This window comes from Microbacterium sp. NPDC091662 (assembly GCF_044756705.1).
In the GTDB taxonomy this organism is placed as follows: domain Bacteria; phylum Actinomycetota; class Actinomycetes; order Actinomycetales; family Microbacteriaceae; genus Microbacterium.
This window is the reverse complement of record NZ_JBIVTM010000001.1, coordinates 2,337,672-2,354,080: the sequence shown is the minus strand read 5'-3', so window position 1 is coordinate 2,354,080 and position 16,409 is coordinate 2,337,672. Positions and strand designations below refer to the sequence as shown.

The window sequence follows — 16,409 nt, the reverse complement described above, 5'->3', positions numbered from 1 at the left end:
CGGAGATGATCCGCGGTTCGGGAGTCGGGGTGTCGCTGCCGGGAGTGCCCGCGCGCGAGTGGGTCGTGGTGATCCCGGTGAAGCGCGCCGAGATCGGCAAGTCGCGGTTGCGCATCCCCGGCGTCGACCGCGAGCCCCTCGCCCGGGCGATCGCCCTCGACACGGTCGAGGCGGCCACGGCCTGCGAGCGCGTCGCCGAGGTCATCGTCGTCACGAGCGACGAGGTCACGGCGACCGCTCTGCGTGTGCTGCCGCGGGTGCGCCTGGTGCGCGACCGCGGCGAGGGGCTGACCGCCGCGATCGGGCTCGGCGTGAGCGCGGCCCCCGACATGCGACCGCGTGCCGTGATGCTCGGCGACCTGCCGGCGCTGCGCCCCGATGAGCTGGCCAGGGCGCTCGCGTTCGCCTCATCGCACCCCCGGGCCTTCGTGCCGGATGCGGAGGGGACCGGCACCGTGCTCGCGACGGCTCGCGCGGGCTTCGACCTCACTCCGTGTTTCGGGGCGGACTCGGCCTCTGCGCATCGCGCCGCCGGCTTCGACGAGGTCGGGTTCCCCGTCCTGAGCGGTCTGCGACGTGACCTCGATCATGCCGAGCACCTCCGAGCCGCCCGCCGGGCAGGCCTGGGTCCGCGCACCGCGGCGCTCGTGGACCGTCCACTCGTGCTCGCGTCATGAACGGGGCGATCGCCGCAGGTGTCGATGCCGCTCACGCCCAGGCTCCGCGCATCGTGGTGCTGGCCGGCGGGGTGGGGGGATCGAAGTTCGTGGTCGGGGTGCGTGAGGCTGCGCGGCGACGGTGGCCGGACGCGGCGGGAGGCACGCATGCCGAGATCACGGTGATCGCGAACACCGGGGACGACCTGTGGCTCAGTGGCCTGCGGCTGCAACCCGACGTCGACTCGATGATCTACGCGCTCGCCGGCGTCAACGACACCGAACGCGGATGGGGGAGGGCGCAGGAGAGTGAGCGCGTCGCCGCCGAGCTCCAGGCGTGGGGAGCCGGCTGGCCGTGGTTCACCCTGGGCGATCTCGACCTCGGCGCACACATCGCGCGCACCGGGTGGCTTCGCGAAGGCGCTTCCGTGACCGAGGTCGTCGATCGCCTCGCCTCGCGATGGCCGCTCGGAGTACGGCTGCTGCCCATGACGGATGCGGAAGTCGACACGCATGTGACCACCGTGCGGGGGCGGATGCACTTTCAGGAGTGGTGGACCCGGCACCGCGCGACCCTTCCTGCGCACGGGTTCGATGGGCCGGGGATCGCGCAGTCCGCACCGGCGCCGGGTGTGCGCGAAGCGCTCGCCGCCGCGGACATCGTCCTGTTCGCCCCGTCGAACCCCGTGGTCTCGCTCGGGCCGATCCTCGCGGTCCCCGGCATCGCCGAGGCCGTGCGTGCCGCACCCGGCGCCGTGGTCGGGGTGTCGCCGATCATCTCCGGCGCGCCCGTGCGCGGTATGGCCGACGCCTGTCTCGCCGCTGTCGGTCTCGCTGCCACGGCCGATGCGGTCGGACGCCACTACGGCGCGCGGGCGAAGGGCGGGCTGCTCGATGCGTGGCTCATCGCCGAGGAGGACACAGCCCTCGCCGACGGGCTCGAGGCGGTCGGGCTGCGTGCGCCGGTGCGACCACTGTGGATGCGCGACTTCGACACCGCTGCTGCCCTCGCGATCGCGGCCCTCGACGCGGCCGCCTTCGAATCCACGGCACTCGAGGGGTACCAAAAGTTATAGTCGCACGTCTCGAAAGACTGGCCGAAAGTTCCCAGGTTTTCGGCGTAATGACCGGGCCTCCACCGCCGTCTCTCCACTGTGAGGGTCGTCCGGCCGAAAGGGGGCCGGGCTGTGCGAGGGGTGAGGGAATCGTGAGTGGTCGAAGTCGAGTGGACCGGCTCTTCGAAGAGTTGGAGGTCGAGTGCGGCGCGAGTGTGCAGTGCATCACGGAACGGGCGTCCGCCCTGTTGGGGCTGGACATCGAGGTCGACGTGTTGAACGAGGAGGAGTGGCGGGCCGTTCCGCGGTTCGTGCTCGTCGACGGTGACCGTGCGAGGATTCCGGTCCGCCGCTCCGATCCGCAGTGGTATCGGCTGCACGTGGTGATCCACGAGCTCTCGCACCTGCTGTGCGGGCACACGCGATGCGAGACGCTGCCCATGACCTTCGATCAGCTGCGCACGCCGGCGCAGGTATGCGCTCTCGCCGGGGTGGGCGGCGGTGTCGGCTCCGCTGCTCTCGACGACTGCCAAGAGTCGGCGGACGACGAACAGACGGATCCGCGGCAGGTGGCTCTGGAGGCCGAGGCGGAGGCTCTGGCGCACCGCCTGGGCTCATTCGTCCTCGTGCCGCAGTTCGCATCCGCCGAGCTCGTCTGACTCCGGTTCGCTCGGCCGTGGTCAGCGTGCGACAGCGTGGTCCGCGTCGAACACGATCAGCGGGCGGTCGCTGCCCGGTCGGATGAGCACCTCGGCGTCGACGCGCCAGACGCGGGCGATGAGTTCCCGGGTCAGCACCTCGTGCGGGGAGCCTGCCGCCTGCACGTGGCCGTCGGCGATCACCACGACGTGGTCGGCGAAGGTCGCCGCGTGGTTGAGGTCGTGCAGAGCGGCCAGCACGGTCATGCCGTCGCGCGCGAGGGAGGCGAGGAGGACGAGTGCGTCCAGCTGTGCCCGGATGTCGAGGTGGTTCGTCGGTTCGTCGCACAGCAGCAGCGCCGGTCGCTGCGCCAGAGCCCTCGCGAGGTTCACGCGCTGGCGCTCGCCGCCGGACAGGGTCGCGGCATCGCGCTCGGCGAACTCGAGTGCCCCCGCGCGGACGAGTGCCGCATCGGTGGCGACGGCATCCGTCTCCGCCCCCTCGAACGACAGCCACCCGCGGTGGGGGAGCAGTCCGAGCCCCACGATGTCGCGTCCGGTCATCCCTTCGGCGGCCGACCATTCCTGTTCGACCAGGGCGACGCGCTGCGCGCGCTCCCGCCGCCGCATCGCCGGCAGCGACTCGCCGTCGAGCGCGAGAGTCTCGACCTCGCCCCGCAGAGTTCCGGCGATCAGCCGCAACAGTGTGCTCTTGCCCGAGCCGTTGGGTCCGAGGAGCGCGGTGACCGAACCTCCGGGAGCGGTGATGTGCAGGTCGTCGCACAGCACCCGACCGCCGTGTCCGAATCGGATGCATCGGGCGTCGAGTCCGTCCTCCCGCACCCCGTTCACGCGCGGATCTTCCGCATGCGCAGCATCAGCAGCGCGAACACGGGGCCGCCGATCAGGGCGGTGACGATCCCGACCGGGAGCTCGCGCGGCTCGAAAACGGTGCGGGCGATGGTGTCGGCCCAGATGAGGAACACCGCCCCCGCGAGGAACGAGACCGGCAGCAGCGCGCGATGCCGGGCGCCGACGACCGCGCGCACGGCGTGCGGCAGGATCAGTCCGACGAAGCCGATCGAACCGCTGACCGCGACGAGCGCTCCGGTCAGCAGAGCCGTGCACACGAAGAGCAGCACGCGCAGTCGGGTCACCGGAACACCCAGCGCCTCTGCCGCCGTATCGCCGAGCACGAGGCTGTCGAGCGGCCGGGCCGCAGCCAGCAGCGGGATGGCGCAGACGAGCACGGCGGCACCGGCCAGTGCCGCATCCGCCCAGTCCGCCCCGCCGAGCGAGCCGAGCAGCCAGCTGAGGATCTCGCGGTAGCTGTCGTTCGTCGCGCTCCAGAAGATCACGAGACTGGTCAACGCGGCGAGCACGGCTGAGACGGCGAGACCGGCGAGCACGACCGCGGTCGGGCCGGCGGAACCGGCCGCGCGCGCGAGGCCGAGGGTGAGGGCCAGCGCGAGCAGCGCACCGGCGAAGGCCGCGAACGGCAGCGCCACCGCGGCCCCGAGCACGATGACGACCACCGCGCCGGTCGAGGCGCCGGAGGACAGCCCGAGCAGGTAGGGATCGGCGAGCGGGTTGCGAGTGAGGGCCTGCATCACGGCACCGCACAGGGCCAGGCCGCCTCCGACCGCGGCCGCCGTGAGCACGCGGGGTACTCGTCCCTCCCAGATGATCGCGTCGCGGAGAGGAGTGATCCCGCTGGCGGCCCCGGTCAGGTGCGACCACACGCTCGCCACGAGCTCGGCGGGGGTGATGTCGGCCGGACCGATCGCGACCGCTGCGACCACCGTGCCCGCCAGCACGAGCAGCAGCACCGCGATCGCCGAAGCGGTGCGCCGCCGTCGAGGGCGGGAAACGGATGCCGCTGCGACCGGGAGGACCGTCCGCAGCGGAGCCGTGACGCTCACTGTTCTCCGAGCTGCGCCACGATCGACTCCACAGCTTTCACATTGCGGATGCCGGCCTCGGTCGCGGGGAACTCGACGGTCACGAACCGCTCGTTCCGCACCGCGTCGAGCTGTGCGGTCACCGGATTCGAGGTGAGCAGCGCGATCTTCGACGCGGCGGTGTTCCACGCGGCGTCCACCAGCACGATCACGTCGGGGTCGGCCTCGGCGATCAGCTCCCACGAGCTCGACGTCCAGGTGTCGTGCACATCGGCGAAGACGTTCTCGAGCCCGGAGGCCGACATGATCATTTCGGGAGCGCCGATGCCCGCGCCCACGAAGGGCTGGTCGGTCCCGGACGAGTACCAGAGCGCCGTGAGGCCGCGGTCGTCCGGGGTGATCGCGTCGAGCTCCGCGCGCTGCTCGGCGATCAGCGCGCTCGCCGCATCCGTCTCGCCCAGCAGCTCGCCGGCCTCCGCGAAGCCGTCGAAGACGGTGTCGAACGTGAGCGGGTCGGGCATGTATCCGGCGGCCTTGCAGGCCGCGGGGGCGACGTAGGTGGTGATGCCGAGCTTCTGCAGGTCGGCCCGCTCGCCGGCGCCGTCCACCGAGAAGTTCGACTCCCAACCGGCGAACACCAGGTCGGGCTCGAGGTCGAGCACGGCCTCCTTCGACGGCACCTTGTCGGAGACGACCGGGATCTCTTCGGCCTCCGCCGCGAGGTCGTCGGGCAACGGGCCGTCGGAGAACGCCGAGCCGATGATCCGATCCCCGGCACCGAGTGCCAGCGCGAGTTCGAGCGTCGATGACTTGACGGTGAGGATGCGCTGAGGGGTGGAATCGAGTGACACCTCGGTGCCGCAGTTGTCGAGCACGATCGGCTCCGCGCGGGGGGTCTCGGCGGCGGGTGCCTCCGCCGAGGTGGCGGGGGCGCCGGCGCATCCGCTGAGTCCGGCGGCGAGGAGCAGGGCGAGGACGGGGAGGGCGCCGAAGGCGCGGGCGGTGGCAGGCATGGTTCTCCGGGAGACGAGGACGGGAAGGGCGCAAGAGAGAGCACGTTCGCAGTCCAGGTCGGGACCACCGGCATCGGCCAATCGGGCCGAAGTGATGGGGTCATGTTAGCCCGGATACTGGATCCAAATCAATACTGGATTCTGGATCCAAAATGGGTGAAGATGAGAAAGCCCCACCGCAGCGGCGCACATCGCCGATCGCGACGCCGCGTTCAGCCGAGAGGAACCCATGCAGACCACACCCGTCTCGTACTTCAGCGAGGGTCAGCGCATCTCCGCCGTGTGGCGCACGCCCGATCATGAAGGCCCGTTCCGCGCGATCGTGCAGGGTCCAGGTTGGCTCGGGCTGAAGGACGCCAAGCTCTACGTCCGCTACCACGAGGCGCTGGTCGACGCCGGCTTCGCCGTGCTCGTGATCGACTACCGCGGCTTCGGCGACTCCGAGGGCGACCGCGGCTACCTCTCGCCGGCCTGGCAGCTGCAGGACCTGGTGAACGCCGTGACCTACCTCACCACGCGTGACGACGTGATCGCCGACGCGATCGGCGTCTTCGGCACCGGCGGCACCGGAGGTGGCAACGCCGTGCTCCTCGCCGACGCCGACCCGCGCATCAAGGCCGCGGTCAGCCAGGTGCCCGTCGCCGACGGCGAGGATTGGCTGCACCGCATGCGCAGCGAGTACGAGTGGCTCGATTTCCAGAAGTCCCTCGAAGAGGACCGCCGCCTGCGCGTCGCCACGGGGGAGGGGCGGATCGTGCATCCCCGCGAGGAGATCATGATCCCCACGGCCGAGCGTCGGGCGACGAAGATCAAGGCCGACGTCGACGACCGCATCCCCACCGCCGTTCCGCTCGCGTGCGCCGAGGGCATCATCGCGTATCGGCCCATCGAGGCGGCCGCGCGCCTGACCACACCGCTGCTCGTGATCGGCGTCGAGGGCGATGCGACCACCCCCACCGACCACGCCGAGGCGCTGTACGAGGCCGCGCGCGGTCCGAAGCAGCTCATCATGCAGCGGCACACCACCCACTACGCCGCGTACGACGCGTACTGGGAGCAGACCACGCCGGTGATCGTCGGCTGGTTCGACCGGTACGTGCGCCCGGCGCATCTCATCCACCGGTCGTCGCCGTCGCCCGCGATCGGCGAGTCCGTCACCACCGAATCCGTTCCGACAGAGTCCGTCAGCAAAGAGGAGGTCGCGCGATGAGCGTGGATCTGAAGATCACCGGTGGCACCGTCGTCACCCCCGCGGGGCCGGTCCTGGCCGACCTGCTCGTCGCCGACGGCAAGGTCGCCGGCATCGTCGCAGCCGGCACCGAGATCACGGCCGAGCGCACGGTCGACGCCGCCGGCAAGCTCGTGCTCCCCGGCATGGTCGACGTGCATGTGCACACCCGCGAACCCGGCTACGAGCACAAGGACGACATCTACACGACGAGCCTGCAGGCTGCGGCCGGCGGCGTCACCACGATGTTCGGGATGCCGAACCTCAAGCCGCCGACCACCGACGTCGCGACCCTGACCGACGTGTTCCACCGGTACGAGGAATCGTCGATCGTCGACTGGAACCACAATCCCGCGCCGACCAAGTTCGACGAGATCGCCGGCATGAGCGAGATGGGCATCCGGGCCTACAAGATCTACATGGTCGTCGACACGGGCCGTGACTACCCGCACCCCTCCGGCACCGGCATCCACAACCACGGGCACCTGCTCGAGATCATGGATCACATCGCCCAGACCGGCAAGCGCTTCATCGTGCACCCGCACGACCAGGCGCTCATGGACTACATCGAGGGGGCCTACCTCGCACGCGGCGAGAACACCCCCGAGGGCTACGCCTCCGCCTACGCCGCCCGCGAAGGCGTGATCTGGGACACCGCGATCGACGTGGTGCTGCGTCTGGCCGAGGCGTCCGGCTGCCCCGTGCACATCGCCCACATCCAGACGCGGCGCTCGATCGAGGCCGTGCGCCGCGCCAAGCAGAACGGCATCGACGTGACCTGCGAGGTCAACCACTGGGCGCCGTTCCTGTCGACCTGGCACGACGTCGAGACCCTCGGTCCGTACGCGCTCAGCTACTGGGTACCCGACGACAACCGCGCGGCCGTGTGGGAGGGCATGCGCGACGGCACGATCGACATCGCCGCCAGCGACCACGCCCCGCACACGCGTGAGGAGAAGGAGGTCGGGTGGACGCAGATGTGGAGCTCGCACACCGGCACCCCCGGCATCCAGTACTACTACGAGCTCATGCTCGACGCCGTGAACAAGGGCGAGCTCGACCTGCAGCGCGCGATCGACATGGTCGCCCACATCCCCGCTGCCAAGTTCGGCCTGGAGGGCGTGAAGGGGTCGCTCACGATCGGGGCGGACGCCGACATCGTCATCGCCGACCTCGCCGACGAGTGGACCATCACCAACGACGGCGTGCTCTCGAAGATCGGCTGGACCCCCTACGACGGGCGCACCATCAGCGCGCGCATCCAGCGCACGCTCGTGCGCGGTGTCGACGTCTACATCGACGACGAGGTCGTCGGCGACCGCACATTCGGAAAGCTCGCCGCATCGGCGGAAGACAGGGCGGCATTCGCCGCAGAGAGGAACTGACATGAAATTCGGACTGCTGCTGCCGCACTTCGGCGAGGAGGCGAGCAAGGAGAAGCTCCTGGAGGGATCGAAGCTCGCCGAGAGCTTCGGATTCGACTCGGTCTGGGTGCGCGATCACCTGGTGTTCGAGCCGCACGGTGAGATGGAGAAGCCGAACCGCACGTTCTACGACGCGCTGACGACGCTCACCGCGATCGGTGCCGTCACCGACAAGATCGAGCTCGGCACCGGATCGCTCATCCCGTTCCGCCACCCGCTGGTCACCGCTCTCATGGCCGGCACGATGACGCAGCTGCTCGGCCCCCGCCTGATCCTCGGATTCGGCGCCGGCACGTTCGATCACGAGTTCGACGCGATCGGCTGGGGTGACCTCGACCGCGTGGAGATGGTGCGCTCGAACGCCGAGATCCTGCGCCGGGTGTTCACCGAGAACGACGTCACCTACGACGACGGCATCTTCAAATTCGAGAACGTCACGATCGAGCCGAAGCCCGTGGGCGGACGCATCCCGTTCTGGTACTGCGGCGCGACCCCGCGTTCGGCCCGTCTCGCGGCGGAGTTCGCCGACGGGTGGATGCCGGGACGCACGGGCCTGCTCACGATGGAGAAGCGCATCAAGACCATGCGCGAGATGACCGACGAGAACGGCCGCCCGATGCCGACCATCGCCGTCATCCCGCCCACCTCGATCGAGGACACCCGCGAAGAGGCGCTCAAGCACGTGAACATCCCCGGCCTTCTCGCCTGGGCGAACAAGGCCAAGTTCGCCGTGAAGCCGCCGTCCGGCTCCTTCGAGACCGTGGAAGATCTCGAAGGACAGCTCATCGTCGGCAGCCCCGACGAGGCGGTCGAGCAGATCAAGCGGTTCGAGGAGGTCGGCACCGAGCACCTGGTGTTCGATTTCCGCTTCAAGTTCGATCGGTTCTTCGAGCAGATCGAACTCCTCGGTACCGAGGTGCTTCCGAAGCTGCGATAAGCCGCGCACCGACGCGCGGCGATGAGACGAGAGGTCGACGATGACTGACGTGAACGACACCGCACGGGACTCGGCGGATCCGCTGATCTCGGTCACCGGGCTCTCGGTGAGCTACGACGTCGCGCGGACGGGGAAGAAGCTGATCGCGATCGAGGATGTCGACCTCGACGTGTTCGAGGGCGAGTTCATCACGGTGCTCGGCCCGTCGGGGTGCGGAAAGACGACGTTCATGAACGTCATCGCCGGCCTCGTCGCGCCGAGCACCGGCTCGGTCCTCGTCGACGGGAAGCAGGTCGACGGCCCTGGTCCCGACCGGGCCGTGGTCTTCCAGGACTACGCCCTGCTGCCCTGGCGCACCGTGTTCGACAACGTGAAGTTCGGGCTCGAGATGCAGAAGGGCCTGCGCACCGCCGACTGGCGCGACCGCGTGCAGGAGGCCATCGACATGGTGGGTCTCAAGGGGTTCGAGTCGTCGTACCCCCGTGAGCTCTCCGGTGGCATGCAGCAGCGCGTGGGTCTCGCTCGCGCCTTCGTGGCGGAGCCGCGCATCCTTCTGATGGACGAGCCGCTCGGCGCCGTCGACGCCCTCACCCGCGAGGTGATGCGCGACGAGATCGAGAAGCTCATCGAGGCGACGGGCAAGACCGTTCTCTTCATCACGCACTCGATCGAGGAGGCCATCCTCCTGGGCGACCGCATCGTGGTCTTCAAGAGCCATCCCGGCGCGATCAAGGAGATCATCACCACCGGCATCCCGCGTCCGCGCTCGGAGCGATCGGTGCAGCACGATCCGCGCTTCCTCGAACTCCGCGACCACCTCTGGGAGGCGCTGGAGGGTGAGGCCACGGCGGCTGCGGTGTCGAAATGACTGCACTTCTCGCCACCGGGCCGAACCTCGGCAGGGGTGGTCTCGCCGCCTGGCTCGCAGGTCTGAGCACCCGGGGCAAGGCTGCCGTCATCGCCGTCGAGGTCGTCATCCTCCTCGTGCTCTGGCAACTGGTGGTGGGGGTGTTCGGGTGGATCAGTCCGGTCTTCCTCCCGCCGCCCCTCGCCATCGCGCAGGGTTTCGGCGAGATCGTGGCGAACGGGTCGCTCGCCGCCAACGCCGGCATCTCGGTTCAGGCGTGGCTGACCGGTTTCGCGCTCGCGGTGGTCGTCGGCATCCCGGTCGGACTCCTGATGGGGTCGTCGCTCCCGGTCGACCGCGTGATCGGTCCGATCGCGTGGACGATCTACGCCACCCCGTCGATCGCCTATCAGCCACTCGCGAAAGCGTGGTTCGGCTTCGGGATCGGTCCGGTGATCTTCCTCGTGACGATCAGTGCGATCTTCCCGATCCTGCTCAACGTCGCCGCGGGCATGCGCACCACGAACCCGTCGATCATCCGCGCGGCCCGCGTGTACGGCGCCGGACGGATGCGGCTGTACCGCTCGGTGTATCTGCCGTCGACGATCCCGTTCCTGTTCGCGGGGCTGCGGCAAGCGGTCGTGCTCGCCACGATCGGCATGGTCGTGGCCGAGCTCGCGGGTTCGTCGAGCGGCATGGGCGCGCTCATCATCCGCGCATCGAACACCTATCAGACCGACCAGGCGTTCGCGGCGATCGCCGTCGTCGTGCTGTGGAGCGTGGGCATGACCCAGGTGGTCACGGCCATCGAACGCGGGGTCGCGCCCTGGACGAGGAAGGGCAAGCGATGAGCGTCGTCTCGGCAACCGGAACCGTCCGCATCGTGCGGCCGCGGCGTGTGGTGCGCTCCGGCGAGGGCAAGTGGACGCTGCTCCTGATCGCGGTGGTCGCTGCGGTGCTGCTCCTATGGGAGGCCGCCGTCAGCTGGTTCCACTGGATCCCCGCGGCGTTCCTGCCCGCACCGACCGCGGTGGCCGTGGCGTTCGGGCAGCTCATGGTCGACCCCGAGTTCTGGAGCGCCTTCGCGTTCAGCGTCACCAACCTGCTGATCGGACTTGCGATCGCGATCGTCGTCGGTGTGGTCGTGGGGCTCGCGGTCGGCTGGTCGCCGGTGCTGCGCTTCATGGTCGCGCCGTTCCTGTGGGTGTTGTACTCGACGCCCAAGGTCGCGCTCGCCCCGCTGTTCATCCTCGGGCTCGGGCTCGGCAGCGAGTCGAAGATCGCCCTCGTCATCCTGCTGGCAGTGTTCCCGATCCTGCTGAACACGATGGAGGGCGCGGTCACCGTGAACCCCTCGCTCGTCAACGCGGCCAGGGTCTACGGCGCGAAGGGGATCGGGCTCGGCTGGAAGGTGATCTTCCCCGCCACGCTGCCCTACAGCCTCTCCGGCATCCAGCGCGGTGCGGCTCTCGGCTTCACGGGCGAGGTGCTCGGAGAGTTCCTCGGCGGTACCGGCGGCCTCGGCCACCTGCTCGAGTTCGCGGCCTACCAGTTCCGGATGGACGAGGCGATCGCGATGGTCGTGGTGATGGTGATCATCGCGAACCTCACGCTGCTGCTCATCTCGATCCTGCGGCGCCGGCTCGCGCCCTGGTACGACGAGCGCAAGATCGTCGGCTGACCCCCGCCGCCCCGACTCCCGACCCCCGTCTCATGCGCGACGGGGGTCGGGTCTGTCTTCCATCGTTTCGAATCGCGCGAATGGTCCCATCCGTCGTCGAACTACGGCCATTCGCGCGATTCGAATCCGGCTGGCGTAGCGTTGCCGCGTGTCGATCGATCGAAGCCACATCCGGGTCAAGGCGATGCTCGTCGCGCCGAACGCGCAGGGAACCGCGCATGCGGTCAGCGTCAACGCCGCGACCGCGGAGAATCCCGACGGATATCACCGCCTCATCGGCGGCAGCGTCGAGCTCGGTGAGACCCACATCGACGCGGTCCGGCGCGAGGTGCGCGAGGAGCTGTCAGCGGCGATCCATGATCTGAGCTACCTCGGGGTGGTGGAGAACATCTTCCGGATCGATGGCGAAGTCGGACACGAGATCGTGTTCGTGTACACCGGCCGGCTCGACCCGGAACCTGCGGCGGAGGGCGCGACGCTCACGGAGAGCGACGGAGCGGTGGTTCCCGTCGTCTGGCGCAGTTTCGATGATGACGCCGAAGCGTTGCCTCTGTATCCCGCCGGGGTCATGGGGCTGTTCGCTCAGCGGTAGATCTCGTACCATCCACACACGAAGAGGCCCCACCGCCATGCGCAACGGTGGGGCCTCGTCGTGCGAGTCAACGACTCACGGGTAGGTCAGCGTGGCCGGTCCTTCGTTGTCGAGGCCCAGCAGCTCCTGCGCCTTGCGGAGGTAGACGAGCTGCTCGTCGTCGAACTCCAGCGGTTCGAGCTTCTGCGTCTCGATGGTGGTGTCCCACGCCTCGCCGTCGAAGTACAGGTTCGGGCAGGCGAGGTGTCCGTCGAGGATCCAGACGCTGTCCGAATCACGCAGTTCCGCGACGTCGAAGTCGTTGGCCTCGTAGATGTCCAGCGCCTCCTCCGCGTTCTCGGGGAACTCGCCGGGTGCGGGCGCCGTCATGAAGTCGGTGCCCTTCAACGTGGCCCGCAGGAACCGGACGAGGGTGTTCGGGTTCTCCTGCGCCCACTTCGTGCCGGCGATCTGCACGTCGTTCGCCCAGTTGCGCAGCGACTCGACCACGATGTTCGCGCCGTGCTCCTCGAGGGCTGCCCTGTCGTCGGCGTAGAACGGCTGCAGGCTGATCTTGTCGTTGACGAAGAACTCGGTCCACGACTCCGATCCGGGGCCCGGGTAGACGATCTCCGTATTGACGGATGCGACGTCCCAGCCCTCCTCTTTCAGCACCTGGGCGCGCTGGAACTCGGCAGGATCGCCGGGAGTGCCGGCCAGCACGATCGACGTGCCGTCGAGGTCGTCGACGCTCTTCACGTCGGACTGCACCGCGAAGTCGAAGTTCTGTCGGCAGTAGTGCCCGGAGACCAGGTCGACCTCGACGCCGCCGCGGATGGCGTCGATCACGGTGCCGGTGGATTCCACGCCGATATCGGCGCTGCCGCTGGCGACGGCGGCCGTGACGTTGTCGGCGGTGATGACCTCGACGGTGAGGCCCTCGTCTTCGTAGTAGCCGAGGTCGGACGCGAGGACGAACATCGAGTACATCGTGATGTCGGGGAAGGGGATGGCCACCGTGATGCTGGTGTCCTCCGCAGCTCCGGGTTCGCCGTCGCCGAGGTCGACGGGTCCTTCCGGTGTCGGTGTCGGCGAGGCGCAGGCGGCGAGCAGCGTCAGTGCTGCTGCGCCTCCGACCACGGCGATCCCGAGTCTGTTTCGTGTCGTGCGCATGACTCTCCATTCGGGCAAGTGCGTGCGACTCCTCCGTGGAGTGGGGCGCCTCACGCGGATTTTGGGATACGGTATCCAATTTGGAATCGAGTGTCCATGGTTTGCGGGATATCGTGCTCGAACAGGGTCTAGACGGCCGTGATGAAAATTGGATACAGTATCCCAAACAGATTCCCGCGATGAAGAGGTGAAGATGCGTGCCGCCGTGCTGAGCCGTCATGACCTGGACGGGCTGACCGTCACGGAGACGGATGTGTCGGCACCCGGCGCCGGCGAGGTGCTCGTGCGCGTGGAGACTGTGGGCGTGAATCAGCTCGACCTCAACGTCATCGCTGGCATCGGCCCAGGCTCACAGGCGCAACTGCCACGCATCCTCGGCATCGACCCTGCCGGCGAGATCGTGGCGGTCGGCACGGATGTCGATCAGAAGCGGATCGGCCAGACCGTCGTGGTGAAACCCAACATCCCTTGCGGGCAGTGCGCGCATTGCGAGGCCGGAGACGAAGCCGACTGCCCGAACCAGACCGTCGTCGGCGTGCACCGCGACGGGGGAGCGGCAGAGTACGTCGTCGTCCCCTCCCGCAACGTGATCGACCGCCACGGCCTCGATGCGGCACAGGCGACCGCCGTGGTGCACAGTGCCTCGATCGTGATCAACGCCGTGCGCACGGTCGCGCTCGCCGCGGGAGACAGGGTGCTCGTCACCGGCGCGGGGGGCACCCTCGGCCGTGCGGCCGCGGCCATCGCGCTCGCTCGCGGCGCCCAGGTCGTCGCCGCGTCGCGCCGCGCTCTCGTACCGCTCGGAGACGAGCAGGTCGTGCAGGCCTCGGGTGCCGCGGCTTTGGCTGCTGCGCTCGACGGGGGAGAGGGCTTCGACGTCGTGCTCGATGTGTCCGGCCACGCCCCCACCTTGAGCGTCGGGATCTCGGCGCTGCGGTGGGGAGGTCGGGCGGTGTTCTGTGCGGCATCCGTCGACAGCGACCTGCACGTCGACGCCCGCGACTTCTACCTGCGTCGCAAGCGACTGTTTGGTGTGGCCAGTGCTCGGTACGACGATGTGGCCGAAGCGCTCGCGCTCGCTGCCGCGGGGGCACTGCCCTCGCTCGTCGGCCGCCGCTACGCGCTCGACGACATCGCCACGGCGTATCGCGATTTTCCCCGCAAGGGCGACGGGAAGGTCGTCGTCGATGTGCGCTGACCGCCCTCGGTATCGAAGAGGAGACCAGAAGTGACGAGTACTGCATCACCGGGCGCGGGAGCGCTGGCCGGGATCCGCGTGGTCGAGCTGGGCCAGTACATCTCGGGTCCGTTCGCCGCGAAGCTGCTCGCCGACCTCGGCGCCGACGTCGTCAAGGTCGAGTCGCCAGAGGGCGACCCGATGCGTCGATGGGAGGGGCGGGCGGCCATGAGCCCGCAGTTCGCCGCCTACAACCGGGGCAAGCGCGGGGTCGTTCTCGACCTCAAGAGCGCCGAGGGGCTCGCGGCGCTGTTCGGCCTGGTCGACGATGCCGACATCGTGCTCGACAACTTCCGCCCGGGGGTCGCCGATCGCCTCGGGTTCGGCCCCGCCGCCCTGCATGCCCGCAACCCGCGGGTGATCACGTGCTCGATCACCGGTTTCGGACCCACCGGGCCGGCCGCGAAGCGCCCCGCCTACGACACCGTGATCTCTGCGACCGGCGGCATGTACAGCCAGGTGGTCCCGGCCTCGACGATCCGTCCGCTGGGTCCGGCGTTCTCCGATCTGCTGTCGGGGATGTCGGCCGTGCAGGCCGTGCTCGCCGCCCTGCATGCCCGTGATGTGAGCGGTGTGGGCGAGCATGTCGAGGTCACGATGGTGGGGGCGCTTCTCGACTTCCTCACCGAGTCCGCGTCGGCGTTCCTCGAGACCGGACAGGTCTCGTCGCCCGACTCGCGTCCCCGCCGCGCGCAGGCCTACGCCTGCCGGGGGTCGGACGACAAGGCGTTCGTCATCCACATGTCGGTGCCCGAGAAGTTCTGGACCGGCTTGCTCGACGTGCTCGAGCGGCCCGACCTCGCCGACGACCCGCGCTTCTCGACACGCGAGGGGCGCGTGCGCAACTACGACGAGCTCGACGTCGTACTCAAGGAGATCGCGGCGACGCGCCCCCGCCAGTACTGGCTCGACCGGCTCGCCGCGCACGACATCCCGCACGGCCCGCTGAACACCATGGGCGACCTCTTCGACGACCCGCAGATCGCGAGCATGGGTCTGGTCGAGGAGATCGAGGGGCCCGACGGCGCATTGCGCGTGCCGGTGCCCAGCATCCGGTTCCAGCGCTCCGGCCGGCCTGAGCTGCGATACGCCCCCGCGCTCGGCGCCGACACCGAGGAGATCACCGGGCTGCGCACCGGATCCGAATCCGAACCCGCACGAGCGAAGGAAGGGGCAGCCTGATGTCCGGCATCGACGACCTCGTCGCGATCGACGTGCACACCCACCCGCAGACCGAGGAGTTCATCGCGGCGATGGGCCAGCGGCACTCCCAGATGTCGGCCCACTTCGGACGCGAGCGGCCGGTGGTGTCGTTCGCCGAGCAGGCCGACCAGTATCGCGACCGCAAGATGATGGCCGTGATCGTGAACTCCGACTCGGAGACCACGAGCGGCATCAAGGGCGCACCCAACGACCTCCTCGGCAAGGCGCAGCAGGATCACCCCGACGTGTTCCTGGCCTTCGCCGGCATCGACCCGTGGAAGGGCGAGGCCGCGGTCGCCGAGATCCGTCGCATGCACGCCGAGTACGGCATCAAGGGCGTGGGCGAGCTCAACCCGTCGCGGCAGAAGTTCCTCGCCAATGACCGGCGATTCTTCCCGATCTGGGAGACGTGCGCCGAACTCGGACTCGTGGTCATGTTCCACTCCGGATTCCCCGGCGCCGGTGCGGGCACCCCCGGCGGTGGCGGCTATCGGCTCGAGAACGCCCGCCCCGTGCCGTACATCGACGACGTGGCCGCCGAGTTCCCCGAACTGAACATCATCAGCGCGCACCCGGCCTGGCCGTGGCACCTCGAGAACCTGGCGATGGTGTGGCACAAGTCGAACGTGTACCTCGACCTGTCGGGCTGGGCGCCGAAGTACCTGCCGCCCGAGGTGGTACGCTACGCCGACTCGCTGATCTCCGACCGGGTGCTGTTCGGATCCGACTGGCCCGTGATGACCGCCGACCGCTGGATGGCCGAGTTCGACGAGCTCGGCCTCAAAGAGGAGTCGCGCCGCAAGATCCTGCTCGACAACGCACGCAAGCTGTTCCGACTGTGAGGG

The 16,409-nt window shown here is 69.1% G+C and carries 17 protein-coding genes; 13 read left to right on the top strand and 4 right to left on the bottom strand.

Features of this window, described 5'->3' with window-relative positions; translation table 11 throughout:
- Window positions 1-5 precede the first annotated feature (5 nt).
- The 3 genes from cofC to ACIQLD_RS11525 all read left to right on the top strand — a co-directional run bounded on the left by cofC (window position 6) and on the right by ACIQLD_RS11525 (window position 2,370).
- Window positions 6-677: a 2-phospho-L-lactate guanylyltransferase gene (gene cofC / locus ACIQLD_RS11535; RefSeq protein WP_402608130.1), complete on the top strand. Its 672-nt coding sequence runs from the start codon at window positions 6-8 to the stop codon at window positions 675-677.
- On the top strand, window positions 674-1,732 hold the full coding sequence (cofD, locus tag ACIQLD_RS11530; protein ID WP_402608129.1) for a 2-phospho-L-lactate transferase: 1,059 nt from the start codon (window positions 674-676) through the stop codon (window positions 1,730-1,732). Before cofC ends, cofD begins: the two co-directional genes overlap by 4 nt.
- Window positions 1,733-1,881: 149 nt before the next feature.
- Window positions 1,882-2,370 carry a hypothetical protein gene (locus tag ACIQLD_RS11525; protein WP_402608128.1) on the top strand — a complete coding sequence of 163 codons (489 nt, stop codon included), beginning with the start codon at window positions 1,882-1,884 and terminating at the stop codon, window positions 2,368-2,370.
- Between the two features lie 21 nt (window positions 2,371-2,391).
- Here the strand turns inward: ACIQLD_RS11525 and ACIQLD_RS11520 are convergent, their stop codons facing one another.
- The 3 genes from ACIQLD_RS11520 to ACIQLD_RS11510 are packed head-to-tail and all read right to left on the bottom strand — an operon-like array spanning window position 2,392 to window position 5,263.
- Entirely contained in the window at window positions 2,392-3,201 is an 810-nt protein-coding gene (locus ACIQLD_RS11520; RefSeq protein WP_402608127.1) for an ABC transporter ATP-binding protein, read from the bottom strand.
- Entirely contained in the window at window positions 3,198-4,271 is a 1,074-nt protein-coding gene (locus ACIQLD_RS11515; RefSeq protein ID WP_402608126.1) for a putative F420-0 ABC transporter permease subunit, read from the bottom strand. Before ACIQLD_RS11515 ends, ACIQLD_RS11520 begins: the two co-directional genes overlap by 4 nt.
- Entirely contained in the window at window positions 4,268-5,263 is a 996-nt protein-coding gene (locus ACIQLD_RS11510) for a putative F420-0 ABC transporter substrate-binding protein (RefSeq protein ID WP_402608125.1), read from the bottom strand. Before ACIQLD_RS11510 ends, ACIQLD_RS11515 begins: the two co-directional genes overlap by 4 nt.
- Window positions 5,264-5,492: 229 nt before the next feature.
- Here ACIQLD_RS11510 and ACIQLD_RS11505 point away from each other — a divergent pair, with 229 nt between their 5' ends.
- The 7 genes from ACIQLD_RS11505 to ACIQLD_RS11475 all read left to right on the top strand — a co-directional run bounded on the left by ACIQLD_RS11505 (window position 5,493) and on the right by ACIQLD_RS11475 (window position 11,972).
- A complete protein-coding gene (locus ACIQLD_RS11505; RefSeq protein ID WP_402608124.1) occupies window positions 5,493-6,473 on the top strand; it encodes an alpha/beta hydrolase in 981 nt (326 codons plus the stop codon).
- On the top strand, window positions 6,470-7,876 hold the full coding sequence (locus tag ACIQLD_RS11500) for a dihydroorotase family protein (RefSeq protein ID WP_402608123.1): 1,407 nt from the start codon (window positions 6,470-6,472) through the stop codon (window positions 7,874-7,876). The genes ACIQLD_RS11505 and ACIQLD_RS11500 overlap by 4 nt, the downstream gene beginning before the upstream one ends.
- Before the next feature lies 1 nt (window position 7,877).
- Window positions 7,878-8,852, top strand: a complete 975-nt coding sequence (locus ACIQLD_RS11495) for an LLM class flavin-dependent oxidoreductase (protein WP_105668873.1) — start codon at window positions 7,878-7,880, stop codon at window positions 8,850-8,852.
- Window positions 8,853-8,892: 40 nt separating this feature from the next.
- Window positions 8,893-9,720, top strand: coding sequence for an ABC transporter ATP-binding protein (locus ACIQLD_RS11490; RefSeq protein WP_402608122.1), 828 nt, complete (start codon window positions 8,893-8,895; stop codon window positions 9,718-9,720).
- Window positions 9,717-10,550: an ABC transporter permease gene (locus ACIQLD_RS11485; protein ID WP_402608121.1), complete on the top strand. Its 834-nt coding sequence runs from the start codon at window positions 9,717-9,719 to the stop codon at window positions 10,548-10,550. The genes ACIQLD_RS11490 and ACIQLD_RS11485 overlap by 4 nt, the downstream gene beginning before the upstream one ends.
- Entirely contained in the window at window positions 10,547-11,380 is an 834-nt protein-coding gene (locus ACIQLD_RS11480) for an ABC transporter permease (RefSeq protein WP_402608120.1), read from the top strand. The genes ACIQLD_RS11485 and ACIQLD_RS11480 overlap by 4 nt, the downstream gene beginning before the upstream one ends.
- Window positions 11,381-11,528: 148 nt before the next feature.
- Window positions 11,529-11,972, top strand: a complete 444-nt coding sequence (locus ACIQLD_RS11475; RefSeq protein WP_402608119.1) for an NUDIX hydrolase — start codon at window positions 11,529-11,531, stop codon at window positions 11,970-11,972.
- 75 nt (window positions 11,973-12,047) lie between these two features.
- Here the strand turns inward: ACIQLD_RS11475 and ACIQLD_RS11470 are convergent, their stop codons facing one another.
- Window positions 12,048-13,124 (bottom strand): ABC transporter substrate-binding protein, encoded by a 1,077-nt coding sequence (locus ACIQLD_RS11470; protein WP_402608118.1) that lies wholly within the window; start codon window positions 13,122-13,124, stop codon window positions 12,048-12,050.
- A gap of 193 nt (window positions 13,125-13,317) precedes the next feature.
- Here ACIQLD_RS11470 and ACIQLD_RS11465 point away from each other — a divergent pair, with 193 nt between their 5' ends.
- The 3 genes from ACIQLD_RS11465 to ACIQLD_RS11455 are packed head-to-tail and all read left to right on the top strand — an operon-like array spanning window position 13,318 to window position 16,406.
- On the top strand, window positions 13,318-14,322 hold the full coding sequence (locus ACIQLD_RS11465; protein WP_402608117.1) for an alcohol dehydrogenase catalytic domain-containing protein: 1,005 nt from the start codon (window positions 13,318-13,320) through the stop codon (window positions 14,320-14,322).
- Window positions 14,323-14,352: 30 nt separating this feature from the next.
- Complete coding sequence (locus ACIQLD_RS11460) at window positions 14,353-15,543, top strand: CaiB/BaiF CoA transferase family protein (RefSeq protein WP_402608116.1); 1,191 nt, start codon at window positions 14,353-14,355, stop codon at window positions 15,541-15,543.
- Window positions 15,543-16,406, top strand: coding sequence for an amidohydrolase family protein (locus ACIQLD_RS11455; protein ID WP_402608115.1), 864 nt, complete (start codon window positions 15,543-15,545; stop codon window positions 16,404-16,406). Before ACIQLD_RS11460 ends, ACIQLD_RS11455 begins: the two co-directional genes overlap by 1 nt.
- Window positions 16,407-16,409: the final 3 nt, after the last annotated feature.

Excerpts from the sequence above, each read along its gene's own strand:
- ACIQLD_RS11465 (WP_402608117.1), top strand. The coding sequence starts at position 13,318 with ATGCGTGCCGCCGTGCTGAGCCGTCATGACCTGGACGGGCTGACCGTC.
- ACIQLD_RS11490 (WP_402608122.1), top strand. The coding sequence starts at position 8,893 with ATGACTGACGTGAACGACACCGCACGGGACTCGGCGGATCCGCTGATC.
- ACIQLD_RS11495 (WP_105668873.1), top strand. The coding sequence starts at position 7,878 with ATGAAATTCGGACTGCTGCTGCCGCACTTCGGCGAGGAGGCGAGCAAG.
- ACIQLD_RS11470 (WP_402608118.1), bottom strand. The coding sequence starts at position 13,124 with ATGCGCACGACACGAAACAGACTCGGGATCGCCGTGGTCGGAGGCGCA.
- cofD (WP_402608129.1), top strand. The coding sequence starts at position 674 with ATGAACGGGGCGATCGCCGCAGGTGTCGATGCCGCTCACGCCCAGGCT.
- ACIQLD_RS11500 (WP_402608123.1), top strand. The coding sequence starts at position 6,470 with ATGAGCGTGGATCTGAAGATCACCGGTGGCACCGTCGTCACCCCCGCG.
- ACIQLD_RS11485 (WP_402608121.1), top strand. The coding sequence starts at position 9,717 with ATGACTGCACTTCTCGCCACCGGGCCGAACCTCGGCAGGGGTGGTCTC.
- cofC (WP_402608130.1), top strand. The coding sequence starts at position 6 with ATGATCCGCGGTTCGGGAGTCGGGGTGTCGCTGCCGGGAGTGCCCGCG.
- ACIQLD_RS11455 (WP_402608115.1), top strand. The coding sequence starts at position 15,543 with ATGTCCGGCATCGACGACCTCGTCGCGATCGACGTGCACACCCACCCG.
- ACIQLD_RS11505 (WP_402608124.1), top strand. The coding sequence starts at position 5,493 with ATGCAGACCACACCCGTCTCGTACTTCAGCGAGGGTCAGCGCATCTCC.
- ACIQLD_RS11480 (WP_402608120.1), top strand. The coding sequence starts at position 10,547 with ATGAGCGTCGTCTCGGCAACCGGAACCGTCCGCATCGTGCGGCCGCGG.
- ACIQLD_RS11510 (WP_402608125.1), bottom strand. The coding sequence starts at position 5,263 with ATGCCTGCCACCGCCCGCGCCTTCGGCGCCCTCCCCGTCCTCGCCCTG.